We start from the raw sequence: 22,409 nt of genomic DNA, 5'->3' as shown, positions 1-22,409 counted from the left end.
TAGTTTTCGTTCTCAGCATCCACACTATTTAGAACTGCAGCAAGAATATGGCAAAGATAGCGTTGAATACACCAAAGATTTCGCAGGGAAAATGGTAGAGTCTTTAGTAACAAAATTGAGTAGTTTGGGATACAATCTTTTGATAGAAGGAACTTTACGAACAGTTGATGTTCCAAATAAAACAGCAAAACTCTTGAAAAATAAGGGGTATGAGGTACAATTAGCCTTAATTGCAACAAAGCCTAAGCTGTCCTATCTGAGCACCCTTATCCGATACGAAGAACTATACGCTATCAATCCAAATCAAGCACGCGCAACTCCAAAAGAACATCATGATTTCATTGTAAATCATCTAGTTGATAATACACGACAATTGGAAGAACTAGCTATCTTTGAAAGAATTCAAATTTACCAACGAGATAGAAGTTGTGTATATGATTCGAGAGAAAATACAACTTCAGCAGCAACAGTTCTTCAGGATTTACTGTTTGGGGAGTGGAGTCAGGTCGAGAAAGAGATGCTTAAATCTGGAGAAGAAAGATTGAAAGATTTAACTAATCGAAATGGTTGTTAGATCATGAGTTTTAAAATATAGTCTACTTATAACTTTTGTTAGTTGTTTAAGGTGGGAGAAAATTTTTTAGAACCAAAAAACGCATAGTCTCAGGTGTTGAAAACTTGAAATTATGCGTTTTCTTGTGGGAAGATTTACTCCATTTTCTTCTGAGATTGAGTTTTTCCTCATCTATATTTAAGGATATTTGAAAGTTATATTTTTAGAAAAACAATTATGGAGTTCTTAATACGGAATCTAGTATAAATGCTGATTCAAAGTGAAGTGTTATATGTTTTTTGCTTTTGTTGAGCATAAAATCTATTAACTAAAATCGAACTACAAAAATTAATTTAAGATGAAGTGAACTGTAGACTTTGGAAATGTCTCTTACTCGATTTCAGAATGAATTACTGATACGGGATTAAAAGAACTAAGTATTTCTTTTTGTTTTGAATGAGATACGTGAGTATAGATTTGTGTGATTGATATAGAACTATGTCCAAGAATTTGTTGAATATATCGAATATCTACATCACTATCTAGAAGCATTGTCGCAAAGCTATGTCTAAACATATGCGGTGTAATAGTTCTAGATAAGCTGTTTTGTTCAACGACTCTCTTTAAAACTAAACGTACACTTTGCTCTGACAATGGTTTAAGTGAATGTTTCCCTGGGAACAAGAAATCATTGGATTCATTTCTTGTTTTATTTATATATGTTTCTAATAAATTGAATGTTTTTTGATCTCCTAAAAATAGGATACGTTCTTTCTTACCCTTTCCTATAATATGGAGTGTCTTATTGGACAGATTAATGTCTTTGAGATGAATGTGGCAAAGTTCAGAAATTCTAATGCCTGTTGAAAGTAAAAGTGAAATAATTAGTAGATTTCTTTCAGCGTGTTGTTTTTGATAGTCAGTTTTAGATACAATTACTTTCCGTTCTAAATATATAAAAATGCTTTTCAGAATGTCATACGGAATCGTTTTAGGCAATACTTTTTCAGTTCTAAATTGAAAGCGCAATTGATTGAAGGGATTCTCTTCAATTATGTTCTGGTATTTTAGATAGTTATAAAACACCTTCATACAAGCAATTTTTCTTCTTAATGTATTCGTTTTTATATTAGATCGTGTCAACTGTTCTATATAGGATTCGACATTATCATAGTCTGAGTTATAAAATTGCATAAGATCATTCTTATAAGCGCGAATCGTGTGCGAACTCAAACGCTTATGAGTTTTGCAATAATCTAAGTAAGTAGAAATAAGTTTATAATCCATAAAAATCTCCTTTATCGATAATCATGCTATTATAAACCTATTTAGGTGCTTTGTATAGCGATAATAAATTGTTATCGGTAGGAGAATTTTCTATGAGTGAAAACAAAATACAGATATTTCTGAGTAGACCAAACCCTTTTACTCAACATCAAAGCTTTTTTATCAAGGAATTTACAAAATTGTTAAAGCAAAGTGGTTTTGAATGCGTTACATTACAAGCTGCTGAATACTCTCCATATGAAGTGATGACTTCTTTACGGGAAATGATACAAAGAAGCTATGGTATTATTGTTTTAGCATTTGGTCAAACATTTATTAATGAAGGAGTTAGAAAAAAGGATGCAGAAATAAATCCTGACTTTTTTGCATCAAAAGAAATCCACTTAAAAAACAAGTGGATAACTAGTGTTTATTGTCACATTGAAGGGATTTTAGCTCTCACCTTTGGACTTCCCATGTTAACAATTCCACAAGAAAATATAACAAAGGAAGGGATTTTAAAGCAAGGCGAATATTCAATTACAGCTCCAGAATTCGAATTGAACACAAAAGACGAAATCCTTCACTATTTACATTCAGATGAATTTCAAAAGAGCCTCCAAGAGTGGAAAACTATGGTTGAACAAAAATATAAATTTGTAAAAGATGGGGAACATACTTATTAAAATCTAGTCATTTATCAGTAAGCGTATTTTTGATAAATCTTTTTTTAATATCTCTCTACCTTCTCGAATTGTTTTAGACTGTCTATCAGTCAGTCCAGTAATATCAATTTTTAAGTCGGAAATTAAACCTGAAATAAATAACAATTCTTCTTGATTAGATTTCAACCAAATATCGTCATATTCGCTAGATTTACGAACTAACGTAGACAGTGACCCTAAGATATATTTTGCGGTATATTTAGCAGTATAGTAATGCTCTTTGATAACCTCTATGTCTGTCTCTACATCTGCAATTTTTAATAAATTGGCACAATAATTTCTGGCACAATAAATATTATTATCTTCATAATTCATACCTAGACGATAAAAGTGAATTGCAGATAGTAAGTCATTTTTATTTTTCGTAATATAGAAGATACGCAAATAAATTGCTCCATATATGCCTAAAATTTTATGAAAAGTTGTTGTTTTTATATCAAGATATGGAATTAATTTTTGTTGAGAATCTTTTAGGTTATTGAGATTTGTTTCATCTTTTTTATATGAAGATAGAAGATAACCCGCAACTATTTCATCGTCAACAAACCCGCTATCTAAGATTTGTTTATATATTATTTCAGCCTCTACATATTGTTGAGAATCTTTTAAAGCATTAGCTATTTTAGTTAATTCACTCCATGATTGTTGTGAATTAGATGTGGTAGTATTACTTTGAGAAGATGTTAAAGAATTGCTAATAACATGGTACAAATTTGAATGAAAAACAGGACTATCGATAAAGTCATCATCAGAATTTTTTGCGTTATCAATATAACTTGATAGTAACTTCTGTATTCTTTTAAATTCCGAATACTCATTTAATTTATCAGAATCATATCTAATTTGAGGTAAATCTTGGATATCAAAAAACTTTATTTGAGCAGTATGATTATCACACAATATAATAGTTGATTTGGGTTTCATAGCATGACGTAATCCTAATTCATAGATTGCATTTTGATTCAAAGTTGTAATATCTGCTATCACAATATCGGCCTTAAATATTCCCTCAATGAATGTTTTTGTTATACTTTGTGTTGTATATACCTCATCAGCCCTGAATTGCTCTTGACCATAAACAGATGTTAGCTTCTTTGAAATGATTGTTGGTTTAATAAGCTCGTTATAGACGAAATTTAAATCTACTTCAATATTAGTATTTGGAATCTTTTTTGTACCAAATCCCATAACAACAAAACATGTTTTATTATCCATATGTCATTCTCCTACCGATAACAATTTATTATCACTAGTATACCATAAATTCATCTTCAGTAGCTTGAATTGTATAATGAATTTTTACTTAACATTAAATAGCAAACTCTGATATTGATCAACTATAGCTTAAAATACTGTTTTGAAATTATATCTAATACTTTTGAGTCAATTACAAACTTACAACAACGAGATATTTATATAGTATGAAGAAAATAAGTACAAATTTATTAGAAAATCGAGATTTCATAGGATTAGCACGAAAAATTTCAATTTTATAACTATACCCTCTATTGAATTTGAATCAGTTTTTTTTAAAATTCTAAATGATATGATAGTATTTTCAAGTAAAAATAAATTGCCCTGATAGGAGACCATATCAAATCTTTACGAAAGACACATGACATGACACAACCAGAATTTGCATGAATTGGGAGTATTTCACGTAATAGGCTTAGTAGTTACTAGAACGGTACAAGTCCACTTTCAACTGAGCTGATAGATGCTATTTGATAGAAGTTCAACGTATCCTATGTCGATATTGTGGGGAAAGAAGAAATGTTGAATCCAGTTGAAGATTATGAATTAACTTTAAAAATGGAGATTGTCAAGAAATGTGGAACAAAGTCTCCTATCTTGTCTCTATCGTTATCAAGACATTCCCTTTGATGATGAGAGAAATGATGAGTTTGTTCATGAACTGACAGAGTCTGAGTTGAGAATCAATGTTTTGTGAGAAAGAATATCAATATTAAATCAAGTAGCAGAATATTTACTGCTTTCAGTTGAAAACAAGCAAGAATCGAAGTTGAAGCTTTCAAAATTGAATATACCTGAGAAAATTGTCATTTATGTTGTTGAAAAGGAGTTGAATAAATTAGGTATCCAGATATAATTAGAAAGCGATAGATATGAAAAAATTGTATTTAAGATGAATAAGTTTATAAATCAATTAAATAAAGAAAAGTTTGTATATCAAAAGAGGAGAGATATTTAAAAAGTGCATATATTACTCATTTAAAATATTTTAAAATATGTTAACATTATGGAAGCAAGGAGGAATTTATTATGTCTAATATATCTAAAAAATGGCTGAAATTATTTAGTGATAATATTAGTGATGAGGAACAGTTGGATCGGTTTTTGACTTCTAATACAGAAAATAATCTCCAAGAGTGGGAGAGGAAACATAAACAATATGAACAACTAGGGAGAGAATACATTGCTCAACAACTGAGTGATAATTCTTGGAAATCATACGAAACTAGTGAAAATTTAAAAATTAGAATTCATTGGTTATCTTTATATAAGCCACTTTGTTACAAGTATATAAATAGACTATCTATGTACTTAAATAGCATAGTTTCTGTTGAGAATAAAGAAAAGTTTTTGATTGAAATAGAGTCAATGTTTTTTGAAATGTGTATGAATATTAGTTATCGTACTGTTGTATTAGAAATTAATGATTTAAGACGTTCATCACGTTTAATAGGAGATGATTCTGAAAAACGTTACAATTTTTTTATAGACACTTTATTAAAAAGCAGAGATTATATATTGGAGTTTTATCAGAAATATCCAGTATTGTATGAATTATTAGATAGGAAACTTTTAAATATATCTGATTATGTGAAAGAAATAATTACAAATTTTGAAATGAATTTATCAGATATAGAAAAATATTTTGGATTTGAAAATTTAAAATTATCCAATATAAAATTTAATGCAGGAGATACTCATTCTAACGGTAAGAGTGTTTGTATTTTAGAACTGAATAATAAGAGGAAAATAGTTTATAAACCAAGAAATATGTCTGTAGACGTCAACTTAGATTTATTTTCTAAAGAATTTGCATCACAATTCAGTCTACCAAATGTTTTATTTCTTCCTCGAACACTTAGTAAAAGTAGTTATAGTTTTGTCGAATTTGTAGAAGTAAAAGAATGTAACTCACGTCATGATGTAGAAATGTACTACGAAAACATAGGAATGCTTTTGGCTTTTTTGCATATATTTGGTGCAAAAGACTATCATGGCGAGAATATTTTATCGTGTGAATCATATCCGTACTTAATTGATAATGAAACTATTTTACATTTTAGTGAGAAGGAAAGTATAGATTCTAGTATCCAGAGAATGTATGATGTAGTAACTGACTCTGTTTATAGCGTGGGTATCTTACCTATGACTCTCTATTCTGTAAATAATGATAAAGGAATGGAAATTGGAGCATTAAATTCAGGAGAAAAAAGAGAATCTCCTTACCAAACACATCAATTAACTAATATTGGTACAGATGAAATTAGAATTGAGAAGGTATTTAAGGAGATAGAAGATTTCCCAAGTACTGTAAGATATATGGGGAAGACTGTATCGTGTAAAGAATATAGAGAAAATGTTTTGTATGGATTTGAATTAATTTACAGGATCATTCTAAAAAATAGGAACAAAGTTCAAAAAATGATTATGAAATACTTTGAAAATTGTGAGACAAGATATATTTATAGAAATACAAATATATATATTCAGTTTTTAGAAACAAGCCATCATCCAGATTTATTAAGAAATAAATATGATTTCGAAATGTATATGCTTAGAATGTTAGAATATGGTAATGTTGACAATGAGTTTGATAAAAGTATGATTAAAGATGAAATTAATCAACTTAGAAAAGGAGATGTACCAATTTTTTACACTAGTTCATCTAGTAATGAGATTTATAATGGACTTCATTCTCGAATATATTCTTTGGAGGGAGATAGCATCATTAAAAATATATCAAAGAGAATATGTAGTCTATCAGAAGAAAATTTGCTTCGTCAACAAAGAATTATAAATATGGCTTTTATGGGAAGCGAATTATTTATAAAAAATAAGAAACTTAAAGGAAGAAAGCTATTAAAAAAATTAAGTTCAAATATTATTGAACGTATTTTATCTGCGAAACTAGAATTCAATGATGAAATTAGTTGGTTAAATATGTTGGCCATGAATAAAAATTATGAAATTTCACCAATGGATTATAATTTATATGGTGGTACATCAGGTATGATTTTAGGAATTAGTAGTATACAGGATGACAGACTAGAATCAATTTTACGAGGTGTTATAGACTATACAAATAATTACATTGAAAGTTGTCAAGGGAATTTCCCTCTTTCTAAATTAGGAGCTTTTACTGGTATTTACGGCTATTTGTATGTTACATGTGTGCTAAGACAGAAAGGAATAAAGACAGTTGACAATTCAGAAGAGTTTATATATAACATCTTGCTATCCACGTATAATGATGTTAGAAAATTTGACAATCTAGATATTATAGGGGGGCTTGCAGGAATTCTGGCTGTACTTGTAAAAATCGAAGAAGTTATGGTGCATAGTTCTAAAGTTGTACAATTAGCACATGTGATGTCTGAAGAAATTGTAGAGAAATTAATTGAAGTATATAAGAAACAAGGATATTGGATGGAAAATGACCCAGGATATGCACATGGAAACTATGGAGTTATTACACAATTGTTCAAATATTCTAAATTGTGTAATGAAGAATCGATAGAGAAGAATAACATAATATTTTGCATACAAGATTATTTGAATAAAGAGCGTTCGCAGTTAAAAACGGATAAGATTGTACCTTTAAGAAAAAATGCTAAGTACTATTCTTGGTGTAATGGAATTGTAGGAATCGTACAGGCTAAACACTATCTCATGGTAAATGAATTTCCAGATCAATATTTAGAAGAAGAAGTCCGATATTATGTAACTGAAATATTGAATCAAAGATTAAATATAGAAAATTCTATCTGTCATGGTAATGTAGGCAATTTGACAATTATGTCTTCTATTATAGGAGATAATTCTGAAATAAATAAAAAAATATTGTCCGAGAGTGAATTATATCTGCTGGATAAATTAACTTATGATTGTGATGATTGGGGAATTCTTACAGGAGAACTGGGAATATTGATGGCTAATTATGAGACTGGAAGAGCAATGCTGAACAATGTACTACTTCTAAACTAAAATTGAGGTAGAGGGACGTAAAACCTCTCACGATGAGTGAGTATTTTCGAATAGTTTGATATGATCTTCTGACTGTTGTATAATTCTCCAAAAATATCTTATCGTCAATACAGAAGTTATACGGCGTATGTAACTGAGTGACTAACAGTTTTATAAGTTTTAGGATTCGAAAGTCGAAGAACTAACTCATAGTTATTTCTTCGACTCTGTCATGCCAATAAAATTTTAAATAATTGAATTAAAAATTGATATTTTAGAATTCTTATTATTTTATATTAATAGGAGATGAGTATGAAAAATAAAGTTCCTTTTATTGAACAACATCAAAAAACGGAGTGTGGTTTATGTTGTGTTGCGATGGTATCAAGCTATTATAATCATGAAATCTCTGTAAAAGATTTAAGAAGTATTAAAGAAACAGGTAGAGATGGTACAAGTTTTCAGAATTTAATTGAACTTTTAGAGGGGATGGGATTTGTTATTAAATCATTTCGTTTCCCAAAAGATAGAATGGATACTTTCAAAAAGATAAAAACTCCAGCTATTGCATTATGGGAAAGTAAACATTTTATTGTAATAGAGAGAGTAACATCTAAGTTTGTATGGGTAGCTGACCCAGAACTTGGGAAATTAAAGTATAGTTTCAGTGAATTCTCCGAAGGATTCTCGGAATATCTTATTAGTGTTATGAGTAGTGATAAAGTAACAAAACAAAAATCTAGGGAGAATTATAGTATAGTTTATAGACAATTATGGCAGTCTTGGAATTATTTTATACCACTATTGTTAGTGACATTAGCAAGTTATACAGTTAGTTTTGTTTTACCAATTTGGTTGCAACAAGTTTTCAACCAAGTTTCTACAGGAGTTAGTATAAACCAATCGAATATTGTCATTAATTTCGTTATATTTACATTTCTATATTTTGCAATTATGTTTGGACAACGCTATCTTTCTATTAATTTGACAAATGATATAGATAAAAGGTTGAATATTAATGTGATCAGAAGTTTATTTGGGCTACCATATAAATTCTTTTCTACGAGAAGCAGTGGCGATTTAATTTATTCTATAAATGGTTTGACAAGAATTAGACAGTTATTCACTAATCAAGTAGTTCTAGGTGTGTTGGATGTTGGATTGGGAGTTTTTATCCTAATTTATTTCTCATACATAAATTTTTCTATTGCAGTCTTAGCATTATTACTACTGTTAATAAATTTATTATTGTTGCTAGTTACTAGACAGAACATCGAACAAAAGAATAAATCATTTGTAATTTCCCAAAACAATCTTCAGAATAAACAAATTGAGATGATTTATTCTATGATGGGAATAAAAATGGAAGGTTTTGAAGAACAAACATATAAGCAGTGGAAGGAATATTTCGATAAATGTTTACATAGATATAAATACAGTGAGATGTTTTCAGGATTGGTAAATTCATTATTTACAATAATCACTTTTATATCACCGTTTATTTTATTAATAGTTACATTATTGCCACACCCTCAATTAGAAAATCCATTAGGGGGGATGTTTGTGATATACTCTTTATCAACTGTATTGTTTAGTAAAGTGAATAGTATCTTTGATACTATTGTAGCATTTTATAATAGTAAGACGTTTTTATCTCGTATTGTAGAAATTTTAGAGGAGGAACACGAAGCAAATGGCAATATTAAACATGATTTGAATGGATCTATTTCACTAAAAAATGTATCATTTTCATATACTAAAGACAGTAAAAGAGTTTTATCGAATATTAATATTGAAATTCATAAAGGAGAAAAAATAGCAATCGTAGGTACATCAGGTTCTGGGAAAAGCACACTTTCAAAATTGTTGATAGGCTTATTTCCTGCAACTACTGGAAAAATTTTCTTTGATAACTTTGAATATTATAGTCTAGATAAACAGTATTTAAGACAACAAATTGGTATTGTTCCACAAGATATGACACTCTTTAATAAGACGATATTTGAAAATATCGCTGGAAGTTCGTCTGTATCACAAGAAAAAATGGAAGAAGTGTGTAAGTTGGTGAATATTCATGATGATATTATGGAGATGCCTATGGGGTACAATACGTTAGTATCAGAGATGGGGATGAATTTATCTGGAGGTCAAAGGCAGAGAATAATCTTAGCTCGAGCACTTATAAAAAAACCTAAAATAATATTATTGGATGAGGCAACAAGTTATTTAGACAATGTTAATGAGAAAGAAATTATGCAAAAATTTAAAGAACAGAACATTACGATTGTGGTAATTGCACATCGGCTATCTACAATTATTGATTCAGATAAAATTTTTGTGATGGAAAAAGGAAAAATTATAGAGCAGGGAAACCATCAAGAATTACTACAAGGAGAAAGAGGGCTTTATCGAAAATTATATCAATTAGATAATTCATAGCTTTTATTGATATAAAGTTATTATTGAGTAGAAAAATAGAGAAATCAGCTATAATTCATATTTAGATAACTTTAGCTGGATTTTACTATTAATTTTATAATAGTTGAATTTATGTTATTATAGTGTAATCGTCCAATAACGAAATATATTAAAAAATCTCCAGACTAGAGAACTCACTGATAGTTCCTAATCTGGAGATTTCTTATTTGCACTTTTCTGGTACAACTTTTGTCCATGGTAAATAATCCTCTAAAAGCTCTTTGTTTACGAGATTCTACTCATTTAGAAGACATTCTAGAAGATAGGATATATATATTTCTCACTATTTAATTGATGGCGTTTAGCTGTTTCCAACAAGCTCATAATAAAAGCTGTTGTTTTAGCTCCTTCAAAACTTTGAGAAAACAACCAATTTTTACGTACCATAACCAATAATTTAATGGCGTGTTCAGCTAGATTATTGGAAAGGACGAGATGCCTGTCTTTCCAGATTATCTTAAAGGTTTCTTCATACTTGAGACTGTATTCAATTGCCCGTCCTAGTCTTGAACCAGGTAAAATTGACTGCCGTAGACACCAAGCAAAGAAGTATTCCATTAAGGGTTGGAGATCTTCTTGACGTTTCTGTAAGCGTTCATCAACTGACAAGTCTTTCCAGTCTCTCTAAAGAAAATAACTGAATTACAATAAGCTAAACCTTTAGCACCTAACGATGATTTATCTGCCTGCTTAGAGTTTTTAGTTTTAAAAAATTTTAAAAAATATAGTTAATTTGAGAAACTTACAACTTTTGCACGATTTACTCATTACGTAGTTAAGATTAAGTTGTATACTAATTATTGTAAAGATGATCATCTAAAGAAAAAAGGAGGAATAAGCCTATGGCAAAGGATGCTGAACGTCCAGTGATTGATTCTCTAGACTTTGAAGTTGCCAATCAAGAACTTGCTGGGAAATCAGGTTCTGGTTGGTTTACAGCGATTCAGTTGACATTAGCAGGACGTTGTGGGAACTGGTTTACTGGTTCGTTTGAATGCACAAGTAATAATGTCAAATGTGGATAAAATTTAGTGTTATGCTTGCTCAATAATATCTGTACTAATCTTTAGTTACTTATAAATTGAAATTAAAATGTGTTGTTAAATCATCTTGAGGATGATATGTTAAAAATGTAAATCATATTTATCTCAATAGAAAATTCGTACATTATATTGGGCAAGTTTATACACTGGCACTAATTAAATTTCTATTTTCAATACGAAGAAATACTAGCTCTATATAACAAAAATAATTTACAGTATTTTAAAATAAGATGTGAACAAATCGATTGGGCAAGTTAAATTAATTGCTAAAAATATTTTAGTAGCTGGAGTGTATTATTCTAGTTTCAATCCACTATAATAATGTACGTAATTTGTTTATGTGAACCAAAGATTTTCCTGGTGGGAAATAGGATTTAATTGAATGTTTGAAAGCTGATTATTGTTGATAGTAATAAGGGAGAATTATGAGGTGAAACTATGAAATGTGATGAATTCAAAAATGAAATTGATACACTTGAATTTGAAGTTAGTAACCAAGAGATCGCTGGTAAATCGGGGTCGGGTGGATGGTATACTGCTTTTAAATTGACACTAGCTGGAAGATGTGGTCTATGCTTCACATGTTCTTATGAGTGTACTAGTAATAATGTTCACTGTTAGAAACTAAACATAGATGTTCCTTTATTTATTATTGACAATATACAATAAAAATGATATATTAAAAGAGGTAATGTAATGAAAAAAGAAGATCACGGTATTGATACTTTGGATTACGAAATTAATCACCAAGAACTTGGTGGGAAATCTGCTGCAGGTTTGTATACTGCTATTACTTTGACCCTTCATGGTCATTGCGGATGGATAGTTACATATTCCTTTGAATGTAGTGCACCACATGTAAGTTGTGGTTAAAAGAGGTGAATTGTACCTTAAAGGAGGATAGAATGGAAGGAATTATTGGAACGCTTGAATTTTATGCTCCTGTACTTGTATTAGGAGTATTCATCATTGGTATTGTCTACTTTATGAAAAGACGTAATGATAAACAATAGTGGATAGATTGGTTTTATCACTATGATTTCTAACCAATGCTCTTGAGGAGTATTGGTTTTTATTATGTGACTTTCAGTCCGTCTCGCTCCTCTAGGTGCGAGACAAACAAACCACTCGCTGTGCGGGTGCGCGTCGAAGGTTATACCCAAAAAACTCCAAACGCGATACACTAAAGGTGTTCAAGCCAATTGTAAAGCGAAAGGAGAAAAATATGGCACAAAAGGCACATAATTTATCGCACACAAAGTGGCACTGTAAGTATCACATTGTGTTCACCCCTAAGTATAGACGAAAAGTAATCTATAATCAATATCGAAGTAGTTTAGGAGAAATATTTCATCGCTTGTGTAGTTATAAAGGATTTGAAATTATCGAGGGTCACTTAATGCCAGACCATGTACATATGTTAGTCAGTATTCCACCAAGGATAAGTGTTTCAAGTTTCATGGGGTATTTAAAAGGTAAAAGTGCACTCATGATGTTTGACAAACACGCCAACCTAAAGTATAAGTTTGGGAATCGGCATTTTTGGGCGGAAGGTTATTATGTGAGTACGGTTGGACTCAATGAAGCCACAATTAAGAAGTATATTCAAGAGCAGGAAAAGCATAATATAGCACTAGATAAATTGAGTGTAAAAGAATATGAGGATCCCTTTAGGGATAGTGGTAAGTAATACTAAAGCCTCTTTAAGAGGCAAGTGACGAGTCAAGAGCAATAAGGCTTGAACAACGTGAAAGCCAGCGTCTTTAGGCGCTGGCTGGTAATTTGGGCTTATAGCCCTGGTTCAAACCACCCGTTAGACGGGTGGTCATGATTGTGCCCTAGAAAAAGACAAGAAGCCTAAATTACGACTCAATTCTGCACGAAATACTCATGAAATAGATTTTTCTACAAACTATAATAATTATATAAAAGAAATGGAGGAAACGATAATGCCACAACTAGTAGTAACAGGATTAAATAAGACATTTGGAGAAGGCGAAAGTTTAGTCCATGCCTTATCTGATATTTACCTTTCAGTAAATAAGGGTGAATTTTTAGCCATTATGGGGGCTAGTGGTAGTGGAAAGACAACTTTATTGAATTGTATATCCACTATTGATAAACCTGATTCGGGCAGTATTGTTTTTGAAGATTTTGATATGATTCAAGCAAAAGAAAGCCAATTAGCCGATTATCGCGCTAAGAATATCTCTTATATTTTTCAATCTTATAATCTGGTAGAGACCTTAACAGTTTATGAAAACGTAATTTTACCACTTCAAATTCAAGGAAAATCCATTAGAAAATATCAAAAGAAAATTAATGATGTTTTGGGTAAATTAGCTATTCAAAATTTAAAAAATAAATTTCCAAATCAATTATCAGGTGGGCAACGTCAACGTGTCGCAACAGCTAGAGCGTTAATAGATGATTCCAAACTCTTGATTGCAGATGAACCGACAGGAGCTCTTGACTCTGCTAACTCAGAAAATCTCATGTCCCTCTTACAAGAAATTAATCGAATGTTTGAAATAACTATTCTACTTGTTACTCACGATCCTGCTGCTGCTAAATATTCGTCTCGAATGGTTCTTCTCAGTGATGGACAGATTATCGATGATATTGAGCGGAATGGACTATCAAACGACTTATACCTAGAAGAAATATACAGACGAACAAGATAGGAGGGGAGCTATGTACCCAAAGTTAATTTTACGCAATGTATTTAGAAACTTACAAACCTATACGATTTATTTTTTAAGTCTTGCTTTGATTTATAGTCTTTTGTACGCCTTTAATGCTCTTCCAAGTCATCCTGTCATGCAGAGCTTATCGGGTGCAAAAGAAATGTTGACGACAATCATGAGCCAGTACATGGGACTTATTTCATATTTGATACTCGGTACTGTCGCCTTTCTTATTGTTTACTCTACAAATTTTGTTTTAGGGAGACGACAAAAAGAGCTCGGGTTATATTCAACACTTGGAATGAAAAAATACCAAATTATCGGAACGCTATTCTTTGAAACGATGTTAGTAAATATCTTTGCTTTAGTTCTAGGATTTACTTTTGGGCTAATCTTACTTATTCTACTTGCTCACATTGCTTCTGAGTTTTTTATGGCAAATTATTTTGGAAATCTATTCTTTTTAGATCCTAAGTCACTCTCTCTGTTGGGCTATTCCTATGTGGTAACTAGTTTAATAGTCGGTTTAATGGACATTTTGAAATTTAGAAAGAAAACAATCATTAGCTTAATTCAAGAAAACGGAATTGAAAAATCACGAATTATTAAAGAAAATTCTATTTTACAATTGTTAATTTTCATTATTTCAAGTATTGTTATCATCTCTGGTAGTATTTATTTTTCTGATTATCATCACTTATCCATTTTGAAAAACTGGGGAGTTTTATTAGTATCTATTTTAGTGATCTTTGTCATTTTATTTTACAACACCTTAAGTAATTTCTTACTTGGAGTTATTAAGAAAGTATCTTCATTCTATTATAATAAATTAAACTCATTTAAAATCCGCCAATTTTCCAAACAAGCGGACAGCAATTCTGTAACGCTAGCAGTACTATCTATGACCTTGACTTTGGCTTTTAGTTTACTAGTGTTTGGTGGCAGTTCATACACAACCATGAACCATGAGTTGAATCGTTATGCCCCTTATGATTTACAAGTCAATTTATATAGAGGTAATGAGTTTCATTATGGAAACGAGAGTGTAAAAGATAGATTACAAGCAGGCGGCTTTGATTTTGATGTCGTAAAAGAAGAATATGTTTATTCAACTTTTACGAGTGATTTGACTTATAAAGATATAATAGATACTAGTCAGTTATGGGAGCACGATAAAGGGTTACCTGATTCAAAAGTCCATATTTTAGGGATTTCAGCTTATAATCATCTAAGAAAACTACAAGGCAAAAAAGATATTGACTTAGCTGATGATGGCTATCTAGTAAATGCCAATTACAAAGGAACCAGTAAACAAATCCAAGAATTTTTACTACAAACGAAAGATTTATCGATTGGCGGTTATTCTTTAAAATTGGCATCGTCCCAACCATTAGATACTGTTTATTTTCTTTCTTCAGTAGGATTAAATGATTCGGGGACTCTTATTGTACCAGATAAAGTTATTAAAGAATTGAACGAAGACTTTACAACTTATGTGGTTAAATATAAAGAAAATATTGATAAAAGAAAAATTGAAACATTTTTGAAAGAGTGGGTTGATAAGCATTACTTTACGGTGGATGGTGCAGAACTAAATGACTTCACTTATCAAAGTAAGGTGAGATTATCTGAGCTTTATATAGGTTTTATGGGAGTCATTGTACTAGTATTGATATTTATTAGTGTTGTGTTTATTATTATTTCACTTAGCATTTTATCTCTACAAATCTCAACTAGTGCACTAGACAGCATTAATGATTATCGTATCTTATATCTATTGGGAAATAAGAAAAAACAAAATAAGAAAATACTTATTCATCAAATTATAAGTTACTTCTTTGTTCCCTTGCTACTTGCTGTTCCATTAGCGGTTTCTCTAAGCAAGTCCTTATTAGGTTACTTTGAAAACTTTGCCAATACAACTATCACAATTGATGTGACCTATCTAGGAGTGGCAGCTCTCCTCTTTCTAATTTACTTAGTTATAACTTATAAAGTAAGTTGGCATATTCTCGATAAAAATTAGCATAAAACTAGGATACTGTTAAATAGTATTCTAGTTTTATGCTATACTATACTTATAAAATAGAGGGAGATGATTATGATGAAAAAAATTGTAAAAATCATTTCTAATCATTCATTATGGTTGTGGCAATTAACTTTGCTGAATCACTTGATCTTGATGTTCTACATATACTATAGAGTTCCTATTTATTATGCAAGTGGTCTCACGCAAAAGTTCTCCGTAATACTTGTGATTTTGTTGATTGTGTCCAGCTATGTTTGCAACTTTACTACCTTTCGACATAGTGAATTAAAATTATGGACTATCTTTTTGCTAGCTTTGATCAGTTGGCAAGCCATCTTTCAACAAGGAACAAGTAACACTTTGTTGCATTTTTTGACATACTGAATCCAATTAATTCATTTTTATTGGTTTATAGTTCTCTTTCGATAATTTTACTAGGTGAGAAGATTGGGGAAGAATTGATGAATGTTTCACTAGCTTTAACCATCATTACCACTTTTTCTTACTTTATCCATTTTCCATTGTTTCTATTCTTATCGCTTTTCACAACCTTTTTCCTTACATTTGTTCCTTTAATTTTATTACTCTTTTATCAAATAGAGTTGCGAAAAGTGCTAACTTATCAAAAACGAAATGTCATGATTTTGTCGGTTGTCTTACCTATTTCCTATATTGTATCGTATGTTAATACAACAGGAGCGAGTGTTCTAAATTTGTTTTGGTATGTTGAAGTATTATCTATCCTAACTTTTTTACATTTCAAGACGATATTTACGTCCTTTAAAAAGAAGATTGATGAATTAAAATTTTCTTATTTAAAGGCTTTTACACGCTTAATTTTCCTAATAGGAGTATTATTACTATTTTCGTTTATTGGTTTTCAACTTGATTTGAATATAAGTTTTTTAATTTTAAATATAGTTCTGCTTATTATGGCTATTGTTGCCGAAGAATGTATTCGATTGTTTCACGTATCTGATATGAGAAATGCGAAAGATTATCTGGAAATTCTATTTTTGAAGAGAAATAGAATGGTTAATCATCTTCTTTCTAATGAGTTTGTAGAACAGCAATTTTCAGAATTTCTTCATAATGAAATTTTACAAAGTGTAATGGCTGTTAAGAATTTCAATGCTTATAGTCAAAATGAGATGTTTGGGAATCAAATAAATCTTGTTACTGAAGAACTGGTGCAACGAATCAGAGAACGAATGGATTATTACCAGCCTATGAGTGAAGTAGATGAGCCTCTATCAAAAAAATATCAGGCTCTTATCGAAAGGATTGAGAAAAGATATAATAAAGAAAGTTCAGTAGTGGTATATTTTCCACCTAAATTTTCTTTAATGACACCCTATGATAAAATTGTCTATCGTTTTGTTGAGGAGTTAATTACTAATGCGGTCAAATATTCACAAGAAGGAGAGATTTCTTTAGAAATCAAGATAAAACAGGATGTTATTTTTATAGTTTCTGAAAATAAATCGATTTCTACCAAAGATCATTCTCTGGGATATGGCTTGAAAAATATGGCAAATAAATTAAGTATTTTAGGTGGTAAAATGGATACTTTAAATGAGAATGGTATTTTTCGTATTGTTATTGAACTACCGATTGATAAGGAGCTATGTTATGAAAATTTTGTTGATTGATGATCATAAATTGTTTAGTCAGAGTATTAAACTGATTTTGGAATTATCAGAGGATATTGAAAGGGTAGATTTGATGGATGATTTTTCTTCTGTCTTGGATTTTCCTTATGATGAATATGACATTATTCTGATTGACATAAACTTGACTAGTTTGTATCAGGAGGATGGGCTATCTTTAGCTCAAACGATTATTAAAAATGGATGTTCTGCTAAAATTGTTATCTTAACTGGATATAGTAAAAAAATGTATGAGTATCGTGCTAAGATAATGGGTTCCTGGGGATTTTTGGATAAGAGTATTGCTCCAGTGGAGTTACTTCAAAACTTGATAGAAATTTATCAGGGTAGAAAGATTTTTTCAGATGAAGTAGTGGTAGATGTTTTAACTTCACGTGAAATAGAAGTATTAGAATTAGTTCGAAATGGTCTAAGTATAGATAATATTTGTGCAAAGGTTTATGTGAGTAAGCGAACGGTTTCGAATCATCTTGCAAATATCTTTTCAAAATTAGGAGTATCCAGTAGACAGGAAGCTATTCATGTCGCGGAACAGTTAGGTTACTTTTCTCCCGAATAATTGATAAGTTATTGTCCTATTGTTTAGAAATCTTTAATCAAATTTGAGTGAGGATGGTTGCGAAAGAAATTACTCTTACTCTTAAAAAAGAGCATTATGTTCTAATAGTGAACAATCTCTTTGAAAACATACGACAGTTGGAACAATAAGGCATCTTTAAGTGCATTTAAATTTATCAATGAAATTGAACTTACGTATATGATTCAATGGATGTTAAGACTTCAGCAGCAGATATTCTTCAAGACTTACTGTTTGGCGAGTGGAGTCAGGTAGAGAAAGAGATGTTGAGGGGCGGAGGAAGAAAAATTGAGAAAATTTTAATCAGTCATGTTTTATGTTAATATCAAATAGAAAGAATAGGTGAAAACTATGGAATTAAGAGCAATATTAGGCAAAGAATTTGAGGGGATTGTTATAGAGTTTCAAAACAGAGGAATAATATTTGAAGATCAATTTAAAATATTGACTTCAATGTTTTGTAAGAAATATTCAACGGAGTTCTGTGAATTATTGGAAAAGGAAACAGGATTGAAAGTGTGGTATGGTTATCAGGTTCCTTATTTTTTCTATTACGATAGTGAAAGGTACGATAATAAAACGGCTTCTCTTGTTGCAGAAGAGTACCAAATTAAAAAAGGGAATTTGTAATAATTTCCGTAGAGGAGTTATAAAACAGTAAATATTTATTATGAGGTTGCAGATTATATGGGCAAAGTAATGAGACAATATAATGAATTTTATATAAAATTGCAAAAAGAGTTTAAACTGGCTCATAATATGACCATAGAAGCTATGCCAGCAAAATTTTCCAACAAAGATTATGTTAAAAAATTTATTTATATGTTTCCTGATAAAATTTCTAGACTGATAATAGAGAGAAACTATTGGTATGGTAAACGTATTATTAAAAAAAATTTAGTTAAAATTCAGAGTAAAAGGATGTCTTTAGAAACTAATGATTTTATTCTTGAAACGTCTAAATATATAAGAAGACGAGTAAGAAAAAATATTTTGAGTATTGAACAGAGAAAAACTCAGGCAGATGAAATTCGAAAAAAATCTTTAGCAAAATTAAAGCTGCAAACTATAAAAAGAAAAAAATCATTAGATTATATCCAAGAAATAAATCCCTCTTATCTGGAACATTATCGCAAAAGATTTTTTAAAACACATGATTTACATGAAAGATTAGAAATCATTAGAGAACTTTCGAAGTATGATTCAAAGGAAGTTCATAATTTTTTCTATGCAATAAATGGTCATGTAAGAAATCAATCGCTAAAAAAAGAAGTTCAGTCGTACTTTCAAAGTTTATCTCTACCGTTTAGATTGAGTAGAAAAAAGAAAGGAAAAACAAATTTTATTGATAATGAAATAGTAACAAATAGGAAAGGACCAGAAGAGTTGAAGAAGAGGTTATACATTGATGATCTAGAAAAGATAAAAAAATTTGATATCTTTCTTTCACATAACTCTAAAGATGAAGAAAAAATTATAACCTTTTATAAAAAACTAAACAAAAATGGCCAAGTCGTATATATTGACTGGGTTAATGATAAATACGATCTGAAACGAGAATGGTGTAATACTTCAACAGTCGATATTATCAAAGAGCGTATAAAACAATCGGATGTATTTGTTTTGTACTTTTCAAGTAAGACACTTAATTCTCAGTGGTGTGCTTGGGAATTGGGATATGCAGATGCAATTGGAAAGAAAATATGTATCTATTTTTCAGAAAAAATAGATAGAACAATTATTCCAAAGTTCTACTTTAAATATCCAAAATTACTTTTTTCTGAAGATTTTATGGTTAAAAATCATGGACAGTCAGATATTCCATTTACTAAATGGAAAGAGAATAAAAAATAATAGAAGGATTCAAGATGAGGAAAGAGCAATTTATTAAAAAATTTACGAAAGCTGTTCAAGATAGCAATGCGGCAGTTTTTGCTGGCGCAGGAACATCAGTTGACGCAGGATTTGTTAACTGGAAAAAGCTCGTAAAGCCATTTGCGGATGAGATTGATTTAGATATTGATAAAGAGTCAGATTTAGTGGGATTGACTCAATATTATATCAATTCTAAAATGGGAAATCGAGGTTCTGTAAATCAGGAAATAGTTTATCAATTTTCTAGTCAAGAAGCAGAAACAAAAGTAACGAATTTACTAACACGACTACCCATTTCTACCTATTGGACGACAAACTATGATAACGTAATTGAAAACGGTTTAAAGAAAAACAATCGTAGAGGAGATATAAAGAGAAAGATAGATGATTTAGCAATTAGTATTCGTGATAGCGATGCCATTGTTTATAAGATGCATGGTGATGTAGATTCACCTAACGATGCAGTTATTTCAAAAGATGATTATGAAAGATATAGTGATAAAAACTCTTTATTTGTAACAGCTTTACGAGGTGACTTAGTTTCTAAAACATTTTTATTTGTAGGTTTTGGTTTTGAAGATCCTAATTTAGAATCTATTCTGGGGAAGGTAAATGTCTTGCTGGGAGATAATAAGAGAGAACATTATTGTATTCAAAAACAAGTGTTAGAGAGAGACTATGACGCAGACATCGAAGGATATAATTACGCTAAAATAAAACAAGATTTAAAAATCAAAGATTTACAGAGATATGGAATAGAGACCGTTCTAGTAGATGATTATTCTGAAATATCTGACTTGATACAAAAAATTGAGGAGGAGTACTTAAAAAATACAATCTTCATTTCAGGTAGTATATCAGATTATAATGAGAATTGGAGTGAAGAAAAGGTAAATCAATACTGCTATGATTTATCTAGTTTTCTTATTTCAAAAGATTATAAAATAATATCAGGGTTTGGACTGGGGATAGGAAGCAGTGTTATTAACGGTGCGCTGGATCAAATTTATAAAACTAAATATAGACATGTGGCTGAACACCTTGGTTTGTTTCCTTTTCCACAAAATGCCAATGGAGAGAAATCGTTAAAAGAACGTTGGACCGAGAACCGTGAACAAATGATTAGTGAGTCAGGGGTGTGTATATTTATATTTGGTAACAAGCTAGTTGAGGGTAAGGTAGAACTTGCTTCAGGCATGATGGAGGAATTTCAAATAGCTAAAGAAAAAGGAAAGATAATCATTCCGATTGCCTCTACTGGATTTGCTGCAAAAGAAATTTTTGATGAGATGAAACAATCAGGAGAATATAGTTATTTAGATAATTACTGGGAAACTTTGGAGACTGAAAAGGATTTCACTAAAGTTTTTTCCACGATTGATAAAATTGTCAATGAGGTACGATAATGGCAACCAAAATATTTATTTCGTTCCGTTTTAGTGATGGAAAAGAGATTAAAGATGAACTAGTTGATTTATTTGATGAATCTACTGAGGTAATTAATAGATCAGAAGATGTTGATAGAAGTCAAATGAGTGAGAACATTATTCAGGAATATCTATATGAGAAGTTAAAAGATACATCGGTTACAATTGTATTATTAACTCCAGAGGCTGTTTCTTATAGAAAGAATTGGCTTGGAAATTATGATGATTGGCTTTATGATGAACTAAGGTATTCTTTAGAGGATAGAAAAAATAACAGAACAAATGGTGTGATAGCTGTTTATACTGATGAAGCTAAATATAAGGTACTAGATGATAGTACTCATTATTGTCAACATTGTCAGCAGACTAAGTCGTGTAGGTCTTTGAAATATTTTGATAATTTAGCTAGAAAGAACATGCTAAATATTAAGTCGGCTTATAAGAAAAATCCATGTAATGATCTTTATGATGATGAGCACGATTCTTATATTTCTTTAGTAAGTTTGAGCGATTTCAAAGAAAATTATAGTCAATATATACAGAATGCCAAAGACAAAAGAGAACGATTAGATGAGTTCAATATAGCTAAGAGGATGTAATAAACAATCCTTGTAGATAATTCTGCTATTGAGATAAGTTCAACTTTTTAAGAGCCGAAAGGCTCTTTTTTCATCCTCTCATTCTCCTGTGATAACTTTTCCAAATTTCCTCTGATATACTTTTTTCAACTTTAAAAAATCCAACTAAGATTTTTCTCTGGGGGTTTGGGGGCAGAGTCACCAAGTTATCTTATCGTTAGCTATCAAAACTGGAAGGTTTTAGTCAGCTGGCGATATGATTTTTGGGATATTGTGGACACAAT

18 protein-coding genes and 2 pseudogenes are annotated in these 22,409 nt (G+C 30.5%); 17 read left to right on the top strand and 3 right to left on the bottom strand.

The window, feature by feature from the left end:
• Positions 1 to 574, top strand: a 574-nt coding sequence (locus HMPREF2701_RS04975; RefSeq protein WP_261674415.1) for a zeta toxin family protein, incomplete at its 5' end; no start/stop codon positions are given.
• A 369-nt stretch (positions 575 to 943) separates the two neighbouring features.
• Here the strand turns inward: HMPREF2701_RS04975 and HMPREF2701_RS04970 are convergent.
• Positions 944 to 1,840, bottom strand: a complete 897-nt coding sequence (locus HMPREF2701_RS04970; protein ID WP_070482347.1) for a tyrosine-type recombinase/integrase — start codon at positions 1,838 to 1,840, stop codon at positions 944 to 946.
• A 92-nt stretch (positions 1,841 to 1,932) separates the two neighbouring features.
• Between HMPREF2701_RS04970 and HMPREF2701_RS04965 the strand changes: the two genes are divergently transcribed.
• The gene (locus tag HMPREF2701_RS04965; RefSeq protein WP_070482345.1) at positions 1,933 to 2,505 is read left to right on the top strand and encodes a hypothetical protein; all 573 of its coding nucleotides are present in this window, start codon (positions 1,933 to 1,935) and stop codon (positions 2,503 to 2,505) included.
• Between the two features lie 3 nt (positions 2,506 to 2,508).
• On the opposite strand, the gene HMPREF2701_RS04960 is transcribed toward HMPREF2701_RS04965, so the two are convergent.
• Positions 2,509 to 3,759, bottom strand: coding sequence for a hypothetical protein (locus HMPREF2701_RS04960; RefSeq protein ID WP_070482343.1), 1,251 nt, complete (start codon positions 3,757 to 3,759; stop codon positions 2,509 to 2,511).
• A gap of 438 nt (positions 3,760 to 4,197) precedes the next feature.
• Here HMPREF2701_RS04960 and HMPREF2701_RS10700 point away from each other — a divergent pair.
• From HMPREF2701_RS10700 to HMPREF2701_RS10690, 3 genes and pseudogenes are all read left to right on the top strand, one after another.
• Positions 4,198 to 4,441, top strand: a pseudogene (locus HMPREF2701_RS10700) (XRE family transcriptional regulator); the annotation flags it as partial.
• Between the two features lie 386 nt (positions 4,442 to 4,827).
• A complete protein-coding gene (gene lanM, locus HMPREF2701_RS04955; protein ID WP_070482341.1) occupies positions 4,828 to 7,782 on the top strand; it encodes a type 2 lanthipeptide synthetase LanM in 2,955 nt (984 codons plus the stop codon).
• A gap of 291 nt (positions 7,783 to 8,073) precedes the next feature.
• Positions 8,074 to 10,200, top strand: coding sequence for a peptidase domain-containing ABC transporter (locus HMPREF2701_RS10690; protein ID WP_083281732.1), 2,127 nt, complete (start codon positions 8,074 to 8,076; stop codon positions 10,198 to 10,200).
• Positions 10,201 to 10,402: 202 nt separating this feature from the next.
• On the opposite strand, the pseudogene HMPREF2701_RS11500 reads toward HMPREF2701_RS10690, so the two are convergent.
• Positions 10,403 to 10,934: pseudogene (locus HMPREF2701_RS11500) on the bottom strand (IS66 family transposase); the annotation flags it as partial.
• 147 nt (positions 10,935 to 11,081) lie between these two features.
• Between HMPREF2701_RS11500 and slmA (HMPREF2701_RS04935) the strand changes: the two are divergent.
• From slmA (HMPREF2701_RS04935) to HMPREF2701_RS04885, 12 genes are all read left to right on the top strand, one after another.
• Positions 11,082 to 11,264, top strand: a complete 183-nt coding sequence (gene slmA, locus HMPREF2701_RS04935; protein WP_001029875.1) for a salivaricin M family lantibiotic — start codon at positions 11,082 to 11,084, stop codon at positions 11,262 to 11,264.
• Between the two features lie 456 nt (positions 11,265 to 11,720).
• On the top strand, positions 11,721 to 11,903 hold the full coding sequence (gene slmA / locus HMPREF2701_RS11495) for a salivaricin M family lantibiotic (protein WP_000649491.1): 183 nt from the start codon (positions 11,721 to 11,723) through the stop codon (positions 11,901 to 11,903).
• Between the two features lie 75 nt (positions 11,904 to 11,978).
• A complete protein-coding gene (gene slmA, locus HMPREF2701_RS11220) occupies positions 11,979 to 12,155 on the top strand; it encodes a salivaricin M family lantibiotic (protein WP_186821219.1) in 177 nt (58 codons plus the stop codon).
• Positions 12,156 to 12,507: 352 nt separating this feature from the next.
• Complete coding sequence (gene tnpA / locus HMPREF2701_RS04925; protein ID WP_070482339.1) at positions 12,508 to 12,972, top strand: IS200/IS605 family transposase; 465 nt, start codon at positions 12,508 to 12,510, stop codon at positions 12,970 to 12,972.
• Positions 12,973 to 13,231: 259 nt separating this feature from the next.
• Positions 13,232 to 13,966, top strand: coding sequence for an ABC transporter ATP-binding protein (locus tag HMPREF2701_RS04920; RefSeq protein ID WP_070482337.1), 735 nt, complete (start codon positions 13,232 to 13,234; stop codon positions 13,964 to 13,966).
• Positions 13,967 to 13,976: 10 nt separating this feature from the next.
• A complete protein-coding gene (locus HMPREF2701_RS04915; RefSeq protein ID WP_070482335.1) occupies positions 13,977 to 15,995 on the top strand; it encodes an FtsX-like permease family protein in 2,019 nt (672 codons plus the stop codon).
• 464 nt (positions 15,996 to 16,459) lie between these two features.
• Positions 16,460 to 17,650 (top strand): sensor histidine kinase, encoded by a 1,191-nt coding sequence (locus HMPREF2701_RS04910; RefSeq protein ID WP_261674414.1) that lies wholly within the window; start codon positions 16,460 to 16,462, stop codon positions 17,648 to 17,650.
• Positions 17,631 to 18,227: a response regulator transcription factor gene (locus HMPREF2701_RS04905; RefSeq protein ID WP_070482333.1), complete on the top strand. Its 597-nt coding sequence runs from the start codon at positions 17,631 to 17,633 to the stop codon at positions 18,225 to 18,227. Before HMPREF2701_RS04910 ends, HMPREF2701_RS04905 begins: the two co-directional genes overlap by 20 nt.
• 369 nt (positions 18,228 to 18,596) lie before the next feature.
• On the top strand, positions 18,597 to 18,875 hold the full coding sequence (locus tag HMPREF2701_RS04900; protein ID WP_033680282.1) for a hypothetical protein: 279 nt from the start codon (positions 18,597 to 18,599) through the stop codon (positions 18,873 to 18,875).
• Between the two features lie 57 nt (positions 18,876 to 18,932).
• A complete protein-coding gene (locus HMPREF2701_RS04895) occupies positions 18,933 to 20,099 on the top strand; it encodes a toll/interleukin-1 receptor domain-containing protein (RefSeq protein WP_049479798.1) in 1,167 nt (388 codons plus the stop codon).
• Positions 20,100 to 20,113: 14 nt separating this feature from the next.
• The gene (locus HMPREF2701_RS04890) at positions 20,114 to 21,526 is read left to right on the top strand and encodes an SIR2 family protein (RefSeq protein ID WP_070482330.1); all 1,413 of its coding nucleotides are present in this window, start codon (positions 20,114 to 20,116) and stop codon (positions 21,524 to 21,526) included.
• Positions 21,526 to 22,146: a TIR domain-containing protein gene (locus tag HMPREF2701_RS04885; RefSeq protein ID WP_070482328.1), complete on the top strand. Its 621-nt coding sequence runs from the start codon at positions 21,526 to 21,528 to the stop codon at positions 22,144 to 22,146. The genes HMPREF2701_RS04890 and HMPREF2701_RS04885 overlap by 1 nt, the downstream gene beginning before the upstream one ends.
• The last annotated feature ends 263 nt before the right edge of the window (positions 22,147 to 22,409 follow it).

The organism is Streptococcus sp. HMSC077D04, assembly GCF_001808785.1.
Taxonomy (GTDB): Bacteria; Bacillota; Bacilli; order Lactobacillales; family Streptococcaceae; genus Streptococcus; species Streptococcus mitis_BX.
The sequence above is the reverse complement of the archived record's forward strand: the minus strand, read 5'-3'. Positions and strand labels throughout refer to the sequence as shown.

Coding starts and splice junctions, on each gene's coding strand:
- HMPREF2701_RS04970 (WP_070482347.1), bottom strand. CDS start 1,840: ATGGATTATAAACTTATTTCTACTTACTTAGATTATTGCAAAACTCAT.
- HMPREF2701_RS04965 (WP_070482345.1), top strand. CDS start 1,933: ATGAGTGAAAACAAAATACAGATATTTCTGAGTAGACCAAACCCTTTT.
- HMPREF2701_RS04960 (WP_070482343.1), bottom strand. CDS start 3,759: ATGGATAATAAAACATGTTTTGTTGTTATGGGATTTGGTACAAAAAAG.
- lanM (WP_070482341.1), top strand. CDS start 4,828: ATGTCTAATATATCTAAAAAATGGCTGAAATTATTTAGTGATAATATT.
- HMPREF2701_RS10690 (WP_083281732.1), top strand. CDS start 8,074: ATGAAAAATAAAGTTCCTTTTATTGAACAACATCAAAAAACGGAGTGT.
- slmA (WP_001029875.1), top strand. CDS start 11,082: ATGGCAAAGGATGCTGAACGTCCAGTGATTGATTCTCTAGACTTTGAA.
- slmA (WP_000649491.1), top strand. CDS start 11,721: ATGAAATGTGATGAATTCAAAAATGAAATTGATACACTTGAATTTGAA.
- slmA (WP_186821219.1), top strand. CDS start 11,979: ATGAAAAAAGAAGATCACGGTATTGATACTTTGGATTACGAAATTAAT.
- tnpA (WP_070482339.1), top strand. CDS start 12,508: ATGGCACAAAAGGCACATAATTTATCGCACACAAAGTGGCACTGTAAG.
- HMPREF2701_RS04920 (WP_070482337.1), top strand. CDS start 13,232: ATGCCACAACTAGTAGTAACAGGATTAAATAAGACATTTGGAGAAGGC.
- HMPREF2701_RS04915 (WP_070482335.1), top strand. CDS start 13,977: ATGTACCCAAAGTTAATTTTACGCAATGTATTTAGAAACTTACAAACC.
- HMPREF2701_RS04910 (WP_261674414.1), top strand. CDS start 16,460: ATGAATGTTTCACTAGCTTTAACCATCATTACCACTTTTTCTTACTTT.
- HMPREF2701_RS04905 (WP_070482333.1), top strand. CDS start 17,631: ATGAAAATTTTGTTGATTGATGATCATAAATTGTTTAGTCAGAGTATT.
- HMPREF2701_RS04900 (WP_033680282.1), top strand. CDS start 18,597: ATGGAATTAAGAGCAATATTAGGCAAAGAATTTGAGGGGATTGTTATA.
- HMPREF2701_RS04895 (WP_049479798.1), top strand. CDS start 18,933: ATGGGCAAAGTAATGAGACAATATAATGAATTTTATATAAAATTGCAA.
- HMPREF2701_RS04890 (WP_070482330.1), top strand. CDS start 20,114: ATGAGGAAAGAGCAATTTATTAAAAAATTTACGAAAGCTGTTCAAGAT.
- HMPREF2701_RS04885 (WP_070482328.1), top strand. CDS start 21,526: ATGGCAACCAAAATATTTATTTCGTTCCGTTTTAGTGATGGAAAAGAG.